Genomic DNA, 15248 nt, shown 5'->3' with positions numbered 1-15248 from the left:
TGCATGCATTGCACTTCGTTTCAATTTTATGTAGCTTTGAATAAGCAGCATGCACTCATAAGGTGCAGGTTGTAACGTTTTTAAGCGGAATACTTAAATAAATGTATTTGAAGAAAAATGGTAATCAAAAAAAGAAAAAATTCCCAGTCATGAAGAATAAACGTTTTGCAATTATTTTATCGGGATGCGGTGTTTTTGATGGATCTGAAATACAGGAAGCAGTAGCCTGCATGCTGGCCATCGACCAGCGTGGCTCGTCGTACGAATGCTTTGCCCCCGACATCTGGCAATACCATGTTATCAATCACCTCACTGGTGAAGAAAGTACAGAAAAGCGGAATGTGCTGATTGAGTCGGCACGCATCGCCCGCGGAAAAGTTACCCGGCTCGACGACTTCGATCCAGCCAGGTTCGATGCCCTGGTTTTGCCAGGCGGATTCGGAGTAGCTAAAAATCTCTGCACTTTCGCAATCGACGGCCCCGATTGCCTGGTGAATCCCGAAGCAGAAAAAGCCCTGCTCCTTGCTCACAAGTCAGGCCTGCCCATTGGCGCCCTGTGCATTTCGCCTGCGCTGGTAGCCAAAGTATTGAGGGATATCCAACTCACCATTGGAAGCGATGAATCGACAGCGGCTGCGATCGAAAGCATGGGAGCCAAACACCACACAAGCCATGGCGACGAAATAGTTATCGATCGTAAAAACAGACTGGTTACTTCGCCCTGTTACATGCACGACACCTCCATTTCGGTGGTTGCACGCGGTGCCGCCAATGTGATCGACGCACTGTACGATTTGATGTAATTTATTTTCCTGCTGTCAGTTTGCCCTTCACAGTCCCGTAGTCGATGTAATAAAGAATTTTAAGGGACAGGTTATTGATTTTATCGGCATTGAATAGTCGTGACCAGTTTTCTCCGGCCGAAATACCCACTTCATCTTCGGAGGTATAAATCGCATTTTTCCATGCCAGTGAAAGTTCGCTACCAGGTGCAAACTCCCAGGTAAAAATCATGTCGATATTGAATGCATTGAAGTTGACATCGGCAGCCGTTGTACACCCGTCATCAGCCAGCAGCGTACCGTCTGACTGTAATAAATAATACTGAGCATCATAGTCGGCTTTCGACCAATAATGTCGTGCGCGAAAATCGAGCGATGTTTTGGTGTTGAAAGCATAGCCTAATGAAACGGTATTTACCAGTGTATTCCTGTCGTAAGTACCAAAGTAGATCGAATCATTCCCAAAATCATCAACATAACCTTTGGCGTTGATTTCATTTCTTAGTGAGAAATCATAATTGATGTTGAAACGCTGTGATGCTTTGAGCCATAAACCTGTATTCTGCCATGAGCCCCAACGCCCCTTTTCATCTGTTTGATAGAGCCCGCCATTGTAACTCCAGGCCAGCTTTTTGTTGTGATCGCTGTTTAGGTTGATTTCGACTGAATGAAAAGCCGGCCCTTTGTAATAACGATTATTGGTAGAGCGGGGCTCGAAAAAATCGTGACTGCCAAAATTATAACCATAGTACATACCCATCCACCAGTTGTTTTTAAAGGTGGCATCGGTCCAGAAATTCACTTCAGAATCAATGGCATGCCGGGGTTCAAAAAGCCGGGTATTCTCCCACCAAACCTGGCTGCTCCAGTTTTTGAATATCAAAAAAGGATCAAAAATATGATAGCTCAGTTCCACTTCATGTTCGATGATGTTATTTCGCTGCATATAGCCCATATCGTTAAAGTCGATTGTATTTGAAAGCACCCCCCGCTCGGCTGAATAGCGAAAATTTCCCTTGATCTTGCTTAATTCAAGCGTATATCCATAGCCGGCAGGATCGTCGGCAGTTGGCTTATAACTCATTCCGGCCACGCCCGAAAACTGGTGGGTTTGTTTCTTGTTTTTCAACATAAACTGCGTCGCTGTGGCATTGGCCGAATAATGATGATCGACCATCGACAGGTTGGTATTGATCAGGCTGACATAGGAATTGTTATTCATCGATTTTTCAAGCACCGAAACATTGAAGTTGGTGAAAGGCTGCGTCATTATTTCACGGCTGCCACCGCTAATTGTATCCTCTACACGGGCATATGACGGCAAGGTCATGGCATTGAGGAAGCCAACACCCCAGCCCGATTTACCGCGCCCCGAAATCTTTGTTGCATTAATCATTTGGGCACTGGCCGGATTGTAGCTGATTTTTTCGTGGTCCTTCAGCTGCCCTTCAACGTCGCCTGCAAATACAGGATGCCCGCCAATGCGCCGTGAGTAAAACAGATCGGCACGTCCGAAAAGCTCTCCTCCTTCGTTAAAAAACTGTCGTTTTTCATCGTACTGAATTTCATAGGGACTTAGGTTCAGTTCTTCGTCATCGGACTGAATTTGACCAAAATCGGGAATCAGCATCATGTCGAGGGTATGGCTTTCGCTGATACCATATTTTAAATCGAGCCCGCCTTTCAGCAGGAAATCAGGCTTTTCACTGCCCGTTTTCATTTCAACATATTCGGCAATGTAAGGAGATACCGACAAACGAACCGGCGGCTTAATGTTTTGTAATCCATGCAATTGTCCCGTTTGATGCAGAAATCCTGAGATTTTAAAGTTGACAAAGCTCCACGAATTGTTTGAATTGTATCGCCTGATGCGCCGAAAAAAGTTAAGTCCCCAAACAGGATTTTCTTCGGCTGCAAATCGTAAGGCAGAATAGGGAATGCGGATTTCGGCCGTCCAGCCCTCGTCGGTAATTCGGGTTGCACTTTGCCAAACGGCGTTCCAGCTGGGATCTTCATTGTCCCCGTTGTTGCTTCGTACCCCTTTCAAATCGGTTTGACTGTTGGCAGGGGTTACTATGAACTCGTAAGCCAGCAGCCCTTCATTATTGGGATCGAGCATCACCACAAAGTAATCGGAACTTCCAATGTTGTCGCGGGTAGTAATGTAAGATGCAATGCTGTCGGGATGATCGTATAGAGTGGCAGCAAAATACAGGGCATTGTCGTCGTAGAGCACTTTCACTTCGCTTGCTTTGTACGACGGCTGCCCATTGTAGGGCTCCAGCTGAACGAAATCACTGGCAGTTTCCACCCCTTCATACGCTTCTTCGTCGAGTAAACCGTCAATCGTTATGATACTGTTGGTGCGAATGGCCGTCAGTGATTTTCGTTCTACTTCCTGAGATAAAAGCAAAAGGGGAAACAGGAAAAAAAGAGCAATAAAAAGAAATCGTATTTTCATGGTCATTTAGGCTAACGGCCTATATGACGACCATCAAAGTAAAATGTTACACTTGAGTTGAAAAAATACCGGATCTAACTACAAGCGCTTATTCACCACATTGTTATAAATCGATCCAAAACGATAGCTAATACCAAGCGAGCCCGAGAGCTCAAAGCGTGAAGGCAGATCAAAGTTGTTCAGCAAAATATCTTCCAGCGAGTAAGCGCTTTCGGGAATGTAAATCTGGTTGTGTACGCTTTCGGCTGTCAGACGCACCGTAAACGATAAGCCCTTGCTTACCCTGAACGAAACATCGGTTGAAAACGTAAGATTGTAAAGACTCAGATCGTGCAGGTACTGGGTTCCCATCATGCTCACCGAAATGTCGCCCCACTGCTGAATTATCTCTGAAGTAAGATAGACTTTATGAATGGGAAGCGTCTCGTCCATTTTTCCCATGATTGTTTTTTCGTAATAGCCCAGCGATTCAAAACCTGCCGAATAGGCCAGCGCCAACAGCCTTTTGTTCGATTCATCCCATGGGAAGAAATTGTACTCAACTGCATGCAGGTACGATACCGACCATCGCGTATTGTAATAACTGCTTTGGTAACCGTAAAGTGTTCCGCCGGTTGACCAATGATCGCTCAGGCTAAAAACCGCCTTGGTATACATGTATTTGTAGTTGTATCGGTACTGATAATCTCCCTCTTCGTAGTTGGTTACCCTTTCGGTAAAATACACGTAGTTATTGATCTTCAGCTTCTCGGTCACTTTATCGGCTTTAAGGGTCGTGGTGTAGTTGTAGCCGTTTTTGCTTTCTTCATAATCAAATCCACCGGTGGTCGAAAGCCGGAAGACCCAGCTCCGCCAGCGATCAGTCAGCTCGTTGTTGGTAGAAGTTGGTTTTGGAACTACTTTCACCTCATAATTATCAGAAGCACTTACCTCGTTGAAGAAAGGCAGCAGTCCTTTAACGATGGCATTGGTTAACAAGCTTCGGGTTTGGTGAATGGTTTCGTCAGGCAAGGTGTAGACCGAAAGATTAAAGTCGTTGATCTGTTCAAAGCGAAGGCTGTTGAACCACACCGTATAATTGTAGCCTCCGCTTCCGGTGGCCTCCCTGATCACAATCAGATGCACATCGGCTGTTGCAGGATCGTTGACAAAATCAACAAAATTGATGCTTTGCCTGATATGATCAGCTCCATATCCACTTCCTTCAATAAATATTTTGAGTCTTTCTATTTTTGATGATGCCGGTGGATTTTGAGCAACTACAATTAAGCTAAAACTTGTAAACCAGAAAAGAACAAGGTATCTCAGTATTTGGGTCATTGGCAAATTTTTGTTCTGCAATGATCAAATATAGTTCTTTTTGATATACGCGACTGTAACGTAGTTTGTTTTTTTTATACAAAAAAGGCGGTAAAGGGATTTACACCTTTACCGCCTTTCCAACTTTTCAATTTTAGCAACTATTCGCTTTTCGGTACAAAAACGACATCGACCAGGTCGGCATTTTCAAAGAATTTGCTGGCAAACTTTTGAACGTCCTCTGCTTTCATCTTCTCTAAAATCGTTTCAAAATTTTCATCGAGTGCCGGATTATATCCTGTATAATAGTAATTATAGAGTGCATTCATCCAGAACTGATTGTGTTCGCGCGACTGTTCTCTGTCCTTTAAAAGGTTCTTAACGGTCTTGTCGAAATCGACAGCCAAAGGCCCTTCTGCTTTAATTTTATCTATTTCGCGATAAATGATTGCTTTCAAATCGGTGGCACGATTGGGATCACAATCGAACAACATGCGCATTGTTCCCTCGCTCACAGGATATTGACTTAAACCCGATCCAATTCCCACACCATAGGTTCCACCTTCTTCTTCACGAATGGTTTCGGTGTACCTTAAATCGAGAATGCCTTCAAGTACCTGCAGTAAAAGTTTGTTTTCGGGGGTATATTCCACTTCGTTCACAAAACGCACATTCACGTTCGATTTGGGGGTGGTAAAAGCAATCGGTATTTCCTTTTCAACTTTACCTTCGGGGGCCCTTACTCCGCGGTCTTTCCAATTTTCTTCCCGCTCATTGTCGCTTAACGAACCCAGGTACTTCTGAGCCATGGCTTTGGCCGTTTCCTCATCGATGTTACCAACAATGAACCAGGTAAAATCGCCTGCATCCTGCATACGGTCCTTGTAGATTTTCTGAATGTCGTCAAAACGAATGTCATTCAGATAAGCTGTGTTCAAAGGTCTTACGCGTGCATGGTAATCGTTGAAAATGAACGACAGCGAATCCTGCATAATTTTTCGGGGATCTTTCTGCATATTGGCTACATAAGCCAGGTAACGCGACATCAAAGCATTGTGTGCTTCCTCATCGAAACGTGGATGTTCAAAATAAAGGTAGGCCAGCTGCATCATGGTTTCAAAATCTTTTGGCGTTGAAGAACCGCTGAATCCCTCGGTAAGTGAACCCAGGGTCGGACTCATCGATACTTTTTTCCCTGTCAGCATTTTTTGCAGGGTAACTGCATCATAATCGCCCACACCGTAGGACTGAACAAAGGTGCCCAGCATGTCGAGATCAGGAACGTACTCATCGTCCCACAGAGAGCTGCCGCCATTGCTGTAGGCCATGAGTGAAACATTGTCTTTCTCATAATCGGCGTGTCGGTAAATTACTTTGGTATTGTTTGCCAGTGTCCATTCAAGGGCATCGAAGTCTTTTAGTTTCTTTTCCGAAACGATGGCGGACCCCTTCAGTTCTTCGCTAATAAGTGAACTACCAGAAGCTGCATCGACATAAGGTGCTACATCCATGGTTTCTACCTTACTGATGATCGCTTTGGCTTCGGCTTCAGTAAGGTGTTCGGCATCGGTGGGGCCCGTAATTACAATGGCACGGTTCTTTGGCGTGATCCATTCTTTTGCCTTGGATGAAACCTCTTCAACGGTGATGGTCGGAAGAATTTCATTGGCAAAACGGAATTCCTCTTCAATACCCGGAGCCGGATCGGCAGTCAGGTAATTTTGGGCATACTCGCGACAAAACTGATCGTTACGAATTTTGTCACGTTCCTTATAACGGCTTTCCATCCGGGTTAAGAGATTGGTTTTCGCTCTTTCGAGTTCGCTTTCCACAAAGCCATGTTGCTTCACCCTTTGCGTTTCAATCATGATGGCTTCGAGTGCTTTTGCTTCTTCACCACTGTTGGCGGTAGCACCAATCATGTAGGCATCGTAACCGCGCACAAAACCACCGCGCTGGGTATTTCCATTGATAAACGGCGGTGTTCCCTTTTGCAGCAATTCACTGATTCGCTGACTGGTCATCGAATTATACAATGAGCGTACAAAGCCTTCCCGAAAATCAGCATAAGTTCTTTGCTGCCCGTCTTTGTTCTCGTCGAAAATATAGATATTGATGCCCGACTGAGATGCTTCGTCGTCGGTAGCCAGTACGAAATAGGTCTCATCGTGCTCTGGTATTTTAAACGCAGGTCTTTCCTTTGGATTTTCAACCGCCTCAATTTGTGAGAACAATTCCTTCACTTTGGCTTCTACCTGATCGACATCAATGTCGCCCACAATGGCAATTGCTTGCAAATCGGTACGGTACCAGTCGTGATAGAAAGAGCGGAGGGTTTCCGGTTCGTGGTATTTAATAACCGTGGTATCGCCAATTACATCGCGAACAGCCCATTGCGAACCTTTAAAAACCACCGGGAACCACTGATTGCGCAGCCTGAATGAAGCATTGCGCCGAGTGCGCCATTCTTCGGAAATCACCCCGCGCTCGAGATCAATTTCTTCTTCAGTAAGCAAAAGACGGTCTGACCAGTCGTGCAAAATCAGCAGGCAGGTATCCACCAGCCCCTCGTGTGTAGTAGGCACATCACTCAAATTGTACACCGTTTCATTAAACGAGGTATAGGCATTGATGTTACGGCCAAAGGCTACTCCATGTTTTTCAAGCGTGTTTAGTATTCCTTTGCCTTCGAAATTTTGGGTTCCGTTAAAAGCCATGTGCTCCAGGAAGTGCGCCAATCCGTTCTGATCGTCGTTTTCGAGTAAGGCGCCCACATTTTGAATGATGTAAAAGCTGGCCCTTTCTTTGGGTTCCTGATTATGCTTAATGTAATAAGTCATTCCGTTTTCAAGTACTCCTTTTCTGAGCGTAGGATCATTGGGTACTGACTTCGACAAATCGGTCTGTGCAAAACCGGCCTTTGCCATAAGCGCTGCCAGTACAAGCGCCAGGAAAATAAATAATTTACTCATTGTATGCTTTCTTTAATTATTTGAATAGTTTTTGAATAATGCTAACATAAGTCGTGATTTAATGTTTTTTGTTACATAATTGTTCAGAAATTTTTGTTGTTGGGCCGAAATGCTCAAATTTACCCAGGCGTAAGATCATTTACATCAACTGCTACATGCAGCATCAGTTCAAGGTCAGAATATTAACTCACAAACAACTAAATTTATTACCATGATACGGAAAAACTATTTACTCTTTTTGGGCATTTTACTCACCACACTCAGCTCGTGCGATGTGCTGTTGCGCACTGCCGGCGAACTGGCTGTTCAAAACAAGCCACTGAGCACCGAAGAAATCAAACAGGGCCTAAAGGAAGCACTGCGCGTAGGCGTTGACACCGCCCTTACCCGGCTCCATGCCGAAAACGGCTACTATCTCGACAGCATGGTAAAAATTAATCTTCCGCCCGAAACCGACGAAGTGCTGAAATATGCCCGCAGGGTTCCGGGACTTGATAGCAAAATAGAAACACTGATCAGGCAGGTAAACCGTTCGGCCGAAGACGCAGCCCTGAGTGCCGCCCCGGTTTTTTACCAGGCCATCCGTTCGATGAGCATCGACGATGCCCGCTCAATACTTGCAGGCGAAAAGGATGCAGCCACCAACTACCTGCACCGGCAAACCTACGATTCATTGGTTTCGGTATATCTGCCCACCATGAACCGCTCGCTCGACAAGCCCATTGTTGCCGGAATTTCGGCTAACCAGTCGTGGAGCGAAATTAGCGGACAATGGAACAAATTTGCCACTTCACTGGCAGGCCGCTTACTCGAGGTTCAAACCCTCGATACCCGGCTCGATCTTTATGTGACGCGCAAGGCCCTCGACGGTGTTTTTCTGAAAGTAGCCATACAGGAAGCACAAATCAGGACCAAAGCCGAAGCCAGAGTCAACCAGCTGCTTGAGAGAGTATTCGGAAACCCTTCGCTTGCCGGAAGCTAATGAATATTCCATCGAAAAAATCGGCAGCTTTTCATCGTGTTGAAAAGGCTTTTGCTATTTTTGTCAACTCAAACAAAATAAATACTGTAAAATGTTAACACTGAAATTCATTCAGGAGCATCCCGATTTTGTTATTGAACGCCTGAAAGTAAAGCATTTCGATGCCAGCCAGATCGTGGCACAGGTCATTGAACTCGACAGGCAGCGTAAAGCGACACAAACACAGGTCGACCAGTTGAAAGCCGAGATGAATAACCTTTCGAAACAGATCGGTCAGCTTTTTAAGGATAAAAAGATGGATGAAGCCAATGCTGCCAAAGAGAAAACTGTTGCACTAAAAGACGAGATCAAATCGCTCGACAGTTCATTTGCAAGCATCGACAGCCAATTGAATGAGTTGCTGGTACAACTGCCCAATATACCACATGAACTGGTACCCGAAGGTCGCAACGAAAACGACAACCAGGAAATCCGTTCGGGAGGCACCCTTCCCGAGCTGGGAGAAAACAAACTCCCCCACTGGGATTTGATACAGAAATACGACATCATCGACTTTGAAATGGGCACCAAGCTTACGGGCGCAGGCTTTCCGGTATACAAAGGCAAAGGGGCAAAACTACAACGTGCCCTGATCTCCTTCTTTCTCGATGAAGGCGAAAAAGCTGGGTTCAACGAAGTGCTGCCTCCCATTTTAGTGAACGAAGATTCAGGTTTTGGAACCGGACAGCTTCCCGACAAGGAAGGCCAGATGTACCATGCTACTGCCGACAACCTTTATCTGGTTCCTACTGCCGAGGTGCCGGTTACCAATATTTACCGCGATGTGATTCTCGACGAAAGCGAACTACCTGTTAAGAACATGGCTTATACTCCCTGCTTTCGCCGCGAGGCCGGATCATGGGGCGCTCATGTACGCGGCTTAAACCGTCTGCATCAATTCGATAAGGTGGAAATTGTTCAAATCGCCCATCCCGATCATTCGTACGAGATACTCGACAGCATGGTGGCCCATGTTGAAGGCCTGATCAAAAAGCTCGAACTTCCCTACCGCATCGTCAGGCTTTGCGGTGGCGACATCAGCTTTACCTCGGCCATGACCTACGACTTTGAAGTGTATTCGGCTGCCCAGGAGCGTTGGCTCGAAGTGAGTTCGGTATCGAACTTTGAATCGTTCCAGGCCAACCGGCTCAAATGCAGATACAAAGGCAAAGGGATGAAGAAGCCCGAGCTGGCCCATACGCTCAATGGCAGTGCCCTGGCATTGCCCCGTATTCTGGCGGCCCTGCTTGAAAACAACCAAACGGCCGAAGGAATCCGGATCCCTGCGGTATTGCTTCCCTACACAGGCTTTGAATACATTGCCTAAGGTTTAAAAAATTGTATTTGAAGCACTAAAGAAAATAGAAAAAAAGAAATCCATAATTTTTCATTTTTTCTTTTGGTAGTAAAAAAACCTTTTCTATTTTTGCATCGCTCTTGAGAACAGAGCATGTTCAAAACAAGAGATTATACTCCCTAGTAGCTCAGTTGGTTAGAGCGGCGGACTGTTAATCCGTAGGTCGTAGGTTCAAGTCCTACCTGGGGAGCACCTAGGAAAATAAAAGCGTTATACTTTCAAAGTGTAACGCTTTTTCTTTTTGCATCAATTCACAAAAAAATAGATTCGTATATTTGTTGGTAGAAATGACAACAAAGAACTTCATATTAAAAACTTTAGAAGCCAATCGATACCAATTCTCGTCAATTGGTGTTCGCAATGTAGGTTTGTTCGGATCATACATACGTGATGAACAGACGGAAAATAGCGATATTGATATTCTTGTTGACTTTGATCCTGAAAAGGAAACATACGACAATTTCTTGGCAGTCTATGAGCTGTTAGAAAAGCTTTTTTCACAAAATAAGGTTGATGTTGTTACAAAAAACGGTTTAAGCCCCTACATTGGTCCCAAAATACTAAATGAAGTACAGTATGTCTAAAGAGCCATTAGAATACCTCAAACATATTCGGGATGAGTGCTCTTATATTCTTTCCGTAATTCATAGGGATGTTTCAAAGGATGATTTTTTGAGAGATGAAACATTAAAACGTGCCATAGTAAGAAGTCTTGAGGTTATTGGAGAAGCAACTAAAAAGATTCCTGCTGATGTAAAATACAAATGGAGTTCTATCACATGGAAGAATATGGCAGGGATGCGAGATAAGCTTATTCATGATTACATGGGCATCAACTACAGCATTGTCTGGGATGTCGTAAAGAACAAGATACCGGAATTGTATCCCCAAATTGTTGAAATTATCGATAATCAATAGTTATTTGGCTTGCAACTTTCAACGGTTAGGGGGAGCCAGTACAAAAAAGAGAGCAGAGATGGTCTCTTTTTTGTACCCAATATTTCCTGTTGCCTGCATCTTTTATCTGTCAGTGGGAGCTAGATCAAGCCATGCATAAGGGGTCAGCTTTTTCTTTCAGCTTATTTCAATACAATTTCCGGCTGCTTACCCCGTACAATTAACCAAAGGGCAAAGCCTACTTCGCCTGCCATCATAGGCAAACTGAGCACCATTTCAACAACAGCCATGAGCTGTTCCGATCCGGGAACAAAATTTTTGCCTGCGTGAATCAGAATATACGACGCTGCCGCAATGATTAATAGTAGCCCCCAAAAGCGGTGAATATTCACCGACCTGTAAACGAGAAAGCCTAATAAAAGCAGGTGGAAACCAAAAATGATCAAGCCCATCGACCAGGCCGTTTCAAAGACATGCAAGGAATTCATCACCTCTGTTTGAACTGTTTTATCAAGCACATTGATTCCTTCGACACCAATACTGATGCTGATGAGATGATAGATGGCATAAGCCAAAATACCACTATAAATCAAACGAAAGGCTGCCATCCATCGGGCAACATTCCGACAGGAATCTTTAAAATAGCCATACAAGGCGAAAGAGGCTATGAGGTCGCACAGGAGGATCAGCATCCAGCCCATGATTTCAAATTTGAACAACGACGACATGGACTTCAGATTGTTTACTGTGTTGGCGGCATCGCCCGAAACAACAATCGCATTGTGGGCATAGCCGAAGGTGAATGCTGCAGCCACGGCCATAATGACAATGGCAAGGCCTGCTGTTAATGATGATTTTCTGTTTGCTTGCATTTTATGGTGTTTTTTAAGCTTGAACAATGATGACAACATTTCCCTTTTTGTGGCCTGAAGCCACGTAGGTATGGGCTTCGGCTACTTTCTCCAACGGGTACTGACGATCGATGACGACATTTAGTTTCCCTTCCTTGAACAGCTTAACAACTTCGCTCAGTTGCACGCACAATTCATGATCTTTGAGCAAGCCGGTAGCGCTGAATTTGGCTTTCTTCTTTCCAATAATGGAGCTTGCCATCATTTGAATTAATAGGGCGAATCCCATCACCGGCGACAGGTAGGTGCCTGATTCGGCAAGGATATTTTTGCATTTGTTGAAAGAGCTTTTTCCAACCGTATCGAAGACAAAATCGTAGGTTTCATTGCTATGGGTAAAATCTTTGCGGGTATAGTCGATGACCTCGTCGGCACCCAATGCTTTTACGGCACCAACATTGCGATGACTGCAAACACCGGTTACCTGAGCACCCAGGGTTTTGGCGATTTGAACGGCTGCCGTTCCAAGACTTCCGGAGGCGCCATTAATCAGCACTTTTTGTCCGGCTTGCACTTTGGCCACTTCTTTTAGAAAATTATAGGAAGTGAGCGGACCATCGGTCAAGGTAGCTGCTTCGTTAAAACCAAGGTTCTCAGGTTTTGGAAGTATTACGCCCGTTTCAGGAATGCTAACAAATTCGGCATTGGTGCTGGCTCCCAGCGTGGTTTCACCAAAAACTTCGTCGCCCGGCTGAAAGCTGGTTACTTTCTTTCCGATCGCTTCCACAACTCCTGCAAATCCGGTGCCTGGTATTGGATGCTTTGGTTTGCTGAGTCCGGTAAATAAGCGACCAAAATAGGGTGTGCCTGTGCGCATCATGCCATCGGCCGTGGTCACGGTACTTGCATAAATTTTCACCAGCACTTCGTTTTCTTTCGGTGCAGGTTTGGCCACCTGTTGTAGCTGAAGCACATCCGGTGCTCCGTATCCTGTGGCTACAATTGCTTTCATCATTTCTTGCATCGTGTTTTATTTTATTGTTTTCTGACGCTGTTTGATTGGTGTTTCAATCACGATGCAAAGTTGAGGAAGACGAACAGGCGAAACGTTCGGGAAAAGAATCAGGAGGTTCGGGATTATAATTGCGGGCTAAAATGCATGATTTGCAGGATTAGGCTGCCAGGCAAAACTGATGTGTTGTACTATAGTGAAACTTATCCTATCTTTGTCTTGTGGAATCAAAAAAAAATATAGAACAGCGATTTTCTACAAAGATTATTTTGAGAAATTCTTTCTTAAACAATCTGAGAAAGTTAAGGCGAAAATAATCTGGACTATTCAATTAATTGAAGAACTTGAACGCATTCCTGAATCTTATCTTAAGCATATTGAATTTACTGATGGACTTTATGAAATTAGGGTAAGATTGAGCAGAGACATTTTTAGAATATTTTGCTTTTTCGATCAAGGTAAGCTGCTTATACTAAGCAATGGGTTTCAAAAGAAAACACAAAGAACGCCTAAAAATGAAATAGAGAAGGCATTAAAAATTATGGAGGAGTATAAAAATGAAAACAAGTAACAAAATGACCCTTGATGAGTTTAAGGATAAACATTTCGGAAAAAAAGGAACTACTAAACGTGATGATTTAGACGAAGGCTATGAAAATTTTAAGCTAGGAACACTTTTGTATGAAGCAAGAATGGAAAAGGGTTTAACCCAGGCAGAATTGGCAGAGAAAGTTGGAACCACAAAATCGTATATTTCAAAGATTGAAAATAATGTAAAAGAAGTAAGACTTTCAACATTACAAAAGATTGTGGAATTAGGCCTGGGTGGACAACTTGACCTATCCATAAAACTTTAATCAATGTTTCTTACTCGCAAGAAGACCTGATACGCTCTACCCCCTTAACAAGCGCTTTAAAATCGAAATCGTATTCATCCATAAAACGAATGGCAATAGCACCACTTGGAAAAAACCAGACATAATTTCCCCCATAGCCCAGCATGTAGGTGACATTCACTTTGCATCCGTTGCTTCGTACATCTGTGGCCCAAAACGAATGCCGGTAATATTCGCCCCTCCAGTCATTATTGGTGCTATAGCCTTTCCAATTGGTCCGGCCAAGTGCTTCACGGCATTTTTCCCTGTTCAGGATCTGCTGCCCGCGATACATGCCTTCTTTTGAAAACAACATGGCTATTTTTGCCACATTATCGAGGGTAGGCCATGCTCCGTAGGCCAGTAGCGGAATGCCTTCCGAACCGTCCGATTCCACTGTATGCAGCAAGGTAAAGTCTTCAGCACCTATCGGGACCAACACATTCTCGCGAAGCAAATTCCAATACGAGCTACCTGTACCCTCCTTTTCTTCTACATAGTTTTGCAGTGCATAAGAAAGCACAAAAAGGTTGGTGGAGGCATAATTAAATGCTTCTCCGGGTTGGGCCGCCTGGTCACCTAAGCCTGCAATATTATTGATTACTTCTTCAGCTGATCGGGGCTGAACCATTATTTCATACATACGCGCAGCATCTTCTCCTCCTTCGGTACCGGTAAGCATGTTCAGGGTATTTGAAAAAGTTACCCCATGCCATTCGGGGAGACTGGCCAGTGCAGGCACGTATTCTGAAATCACCGCATCGAAGAGCTCGTTGCCGTAGCGTTCAGCAAAATAGAACAGCGCCAAGGCACCGGTCATGCTTTTGGAAACTGAATATACCGCTTGCCGCATTTCATTGGGGTAGGGATACAAACCATGTCGTGTTTTGGGCGCTTGCAAATAGATTTGGTCATCCATTACAATGGCTCCCAGACTTGTTGGTGCATTGGTATAGCCTGCTTTCTCAAAATAGTCGGCAACTTTATGATCGGTATCTATCTCAGACAAGGGATGTACAGGCAGTCTTTCTGCTTTGATTCTCTTTCGTTTTTCGATAACAGAAAGTGAATCGGTATAGGTTCTGGCCTTATAATCTGCCATTAGCATCACCCGGATGTTCCCAACCTGTCCATCGTTAAAATCGGCAGTTTCCTGACTGCATTGAACGTAAACATTGCTCACCGAATCTCCTTTGTAGAGAAAGGTAGCCACACAATTTTTAACCTGGCCAATGTAGCTATCGCTTAACGACAGCGGGAATGATGCCCGGTTCCAATCCCCGTCTGCTTCCTCATGCCATATTTTTCCGGTTCCGACAAGTACATTCCAGGAGTCATTGCCTGAAGAACGGTAGCCAGGAATTTCATTCTTTATGGGGATTAATTCACCATCGTGGCTGATAAAATCCAGCGTAATACCCGGAAATATATTCTCTCCCGGATAATAAGCTCTTTCTATAGGAAAGTCCATTTCAGTATCTTCAAACGAAATGGCCCCCGAAAAAGAATGCGTTGCTGTTTGTGCCCATTCCGGTTTGGCGAAAAAACTCATATCCATTAAAGGGAGAATACTTTCAGCCTGTAACTGTTGCAGCGTTAGCTCATCGCGAGGTTCAGTAATCACAGGCCCCGTCCATAAATCGGGATCTTTCTGACAGGAAATGGTCACTAAGGCTAGTTGGAAAAGCAGGATGATTATGTTCATTTTTTGCATTGTTTTC

Annotated in this window: 13 protein-coding genes and 1 tRNA gene; 8 read left to right on the top strand and 6 right to left on the bottom strand. The window is 44.4% G+C overall.

What is annotated here, in order from left to right; genetic code table 11:
• The first annotated feature begins 149 nt into the window (after positions 1–149).
• Positions 150–803 carry an isoprenoid biosynthesis glyoxalase ElbB gene (gene elbB / locus FHS86_RS12625; RefSeq protein ID WP_429414094.1) on the top strand — a complete coding sequence of 218 codons (654 nt, stop codon included), beginning with the start codon at positions 150–152 and terminating at the stop codon, positions 801–803.
• Between the two features lies 1 nt (position 804).
• On the opposite strand, the gene FHS86_RS12620 is transcribed toward elbB, so the two are convergent.
• The 3 genes from FHS86_RS12620 to FHS86_RS12610 form a co-directional block, all read right to left on the bottom strand.
• Positions 805–3243: a DUF5916 domain-containing protein gene (locus tag FHS86_RS12620; protein WP_429414091.1), complete on the bottom strand. Its 2439-nt coding sequence runs from the start codon at positions 3241–3243 to the stop codon at positions 805–807.
• 78 nt (positions 3244–3321) lie between these two features.
• On the bottom strand, positions 3322–4563 hold the full coding sequence (locus tag FHS86_RS12615) for a hypothetical protein (protein WP_429414088.1): 1242 nt from the start codon (positions 4561–4563) through the stop codon (positions 3322–3324).
• Positions 4564–4703: 140 nt separating this feature from the next.
• Positions 4704–7514, bottom strand: a complete 2811-nt coding sequence (locus FHS86_RS12610) for a M16 family metallopeptidase (RefSeq protein WP_429414086.1) — start codon at positions 7512–7514, stop codon at positions 4704–4706.
• Positions 7515–7725: 211 nt separating this feature from the next.
• Here FHS86_RS12610 and FHS86_RS12605 point away from each other — a divergent pair, with 211 nt between their 5' ends.
• The 5 genes from FHS86_RS12605 to FHS86_RS12585 all read left to right on the top strand — a co-directional run bounded on the left by FHS86_RS12605 (position 7726) and on the right by FHS86_RS12585 (position 10810).
• Positions 7726–8496: a DUF4197 domain-containing protein gene (locus FHS86_RS12605; RefSeq protein ID WP_429414083.1), complete on the top strand. Its 771-nt coding sequence runs from the start codon at positions 7726–7728 to the stop codon at positions 8494–8496.
• Positions 8497–8587: 91 nt separating this feature from the next.
• Positions 8588–9862, top strand: a complete 1275-nt coding sequence (gene serS / locus FHS86_RS12600) for a serine--tRNA ligase (RefSeq protein WP_429414081.1) — start codon at positions 8588–8590, stop codon at positions 9860–9862.
• A gap of 146 nt (positions 9863–10008) precedes the next feature.
• A tRNA-Asn gene (locus tag FHS86_RS12595) sits at positions 10009–10082 on the top strand.
• Between the two features lie 97 nt (positions 10083–10179).
• On the top strand, positions 10180–10476 hold the full coding sequence (locus tag FHS86_RS12590) for a nucleotidyltransferase family protein (RefSeq protein WP_429414078.1): 297 nt from the start codon (positions 10180–10182) through the stop codon (positions 10474–10476).
• Positions 10469–10810: a HepT-like ribonuclease domain-containing protein gene (locus tag FHS86_RS12585; RefSeq protein WP_429414075.1), complete on the top strand. Its 342-nt coding sequence runs from the start codon at positions 10469–10471 to the stop codon at positions 10808–10810. The genes FHS86_RS12590 and FHS86_RS12585 overlap by 8 nt, the downstream gene beginning before the upstream one ends.
• Before the next feature lie 161 nt (positions 10811–10971).
• On the opposite strand, the gene FHS86_RS12580 is transcribed toward FHS86_RS12585, so the two are convergent.
• Both FHS86_RS12580 and FHS86_RS12575 read right to left on the bottom strand, forming a co-directional pair.
• Entirely contained in the window at positions 10972–11661 is a 690-nt protein-coding gene (locus FHS86_RS12580) for a DUF4386 domain-containing protein (protein WP_429414072.1), read from the bottom strand.
• Positions 11662–11674: 13 nt separating this feature from the next.
• Complete coding sequence (locus tag FHS86_RS12575) at positions 11675–12655, bottom strand: NAD(P)-dependent alcohol dehydrogenase (RefSeq protein ID WP_429414069.1); 981 nt, start codon at positions 12653–12655, stop codon at positions 11675–11677.
• A gap of 211 nt (positions 12656–12866) precedes the next feature.
• Here FHS86_RS12575 and FHS86_RS12570 point away from each other — a divergent pair, with 211 nt between their 5' ends.
• The gene (locus FHS86_RS12570; protein WP_429414066.1) at positions 12867–13223 is read left to right on the top strand and encodes a type II toxin-antitoxin system RelE/ParE family toxin; all 357 of its coding nucleotides are present in this window, start codon (positions 12867–12869) and stop codon (positions 13221–13223) included.
• Positions 13210–13509 carry a helix-turn-helix domain-containing protein gene (locus FHS86_RS12565; protein ID WP_429414063.1) on the top strand — a complete coding sequence of 100 codons (300 nt, stop codon included), beginning with the start codon at positions 13210–13212 and terminating at the stop codon, positions 13507–13509. Before FHS86_RS12570 ends, FHS86_RS12565 begins: the two co-directional genes overlap by 14 nt.
• A gap of 10 nt (positions 13510–13519) precedes the next feature.
• Here FHS86_RS12565 and FHS86_RS12560 read toward each other — a convergent pair whose 3' ends face one another.
• Positions 13520–15232 (bottom strand): serine hydrolase domain-containing protein, encoded by a 1713-nt coding sequence (locus tag FHS86_RS12560; RefSeq protein WP_429414060.1) that lies wholly within the window; start codon positions 15230–15232, stop codon positions 13520–13522.
• Between the last annotated feature and the right edge of the window lie 16 nt (positions 15233–15248).

The organism is Roseimarinus sediminis, assembly GCF_050433125.1.
GTDB lineage: Bacteria > Bacteroidota > Bacteroidia > Bacteroidales > Prolixibacteraceae > Roseimarinus > Roseimarinus sediminis.
The sequence above is the reverse complement of the archived record's forward strand: the minus strand, read 5'-3'. Positions and strand labels throughout refer to the sequence as shown.

What these genes read in the sequence shown, in the direction of transcription:
- FHS86_RS12565 (WP_429414063.1), top strand. Translation starts at nt 13,210, where the DNA reads ATGAAAACAAGTAACAAAATGACCCTTGATGAGTTTAAGGATAAACAT.
- FHS86_RS12610 (WP_429414086.1), bottom strand. Translation starts at nt 7,514, where the DNA reads ATGAGTAAATTATTTATTTTCCTGGCGCTTGTACTGGCAGCGCTTATG.
- elbB (WP_429414094.1), top strand. Translation starts at nt 150, where the DNA reads ATGAAGAATAAACGTTTTGCAATTATTTTATCGGGATGCGGTGTTTTT.
- FHS86_RS12585 (WP_429414075.1), top strand. Translation starts at nt 10,469, where the DNA reads ATGTCTAAAGAGCCATTAGAATACCTCAAACATATTCGGGATGAGTGC.
- FHS86_RS12560 (WP_429414060.1), bottom strand. Translation starts at nt 15,232, where the DNA reads ATGAACATAATCATCCTGCTTTTCCAACTAGCCTTAGTGACCATTTCC.
- serS (WP_429414081.1), top strand. Translation starts at nt 8,588, where the DNA reads ATGTTAACACTGAAATTCATTCAGGAGCATCCCGATTTTGTTATTGAA.
- FHS86_RS12580 (WP_429414072.1), bottom strand. Translation starts at nt 11,661, where the DNA reads ATGCAAGCAAACAGAAAATCATCATTAACAGCAGGCCTTGCCATTGTC.
- FHS86_RS12615 (WP_429414088.1), bottom strand. Translation starts at nt 4,563, where the DNA reads ATGACCCAAATACTGAGATACCTTGTTCTTTTCTGGTTTACAAGTTTT.
- FHS86_RS12620 (WP_429414091.1), bottom strand. Translation starts at nt 3,243, where the DNA reads ATGAAAATACGATTTCTTTTTATTGCTCTTTTTTTCCTGTTTCCCCTT.
- FHS86_RS12590 (WP_429414078.1), top strand. Translation starts at nt 10,180, where the DNA reads ATGACAACAAAGAACTTCATATTAAAAACTTTAGAAGCCAATCGATAC.
- FHS86_RS12605 (WP_429414083.1), top strand. Translation starts at nt 7,726, where the DNA reads ATGATACGGAAAAACTATTTACTCTTTTTGGGCATTTTACTCACCACA.
- FHS86_RS12575 (WP_429414069.1), bottom strand. Translation starts at nt 12,655, where the DNA reads ATGATGAAAGCAATTGTAGCCACAGGATACGGAGCACCGGATGTGCTT.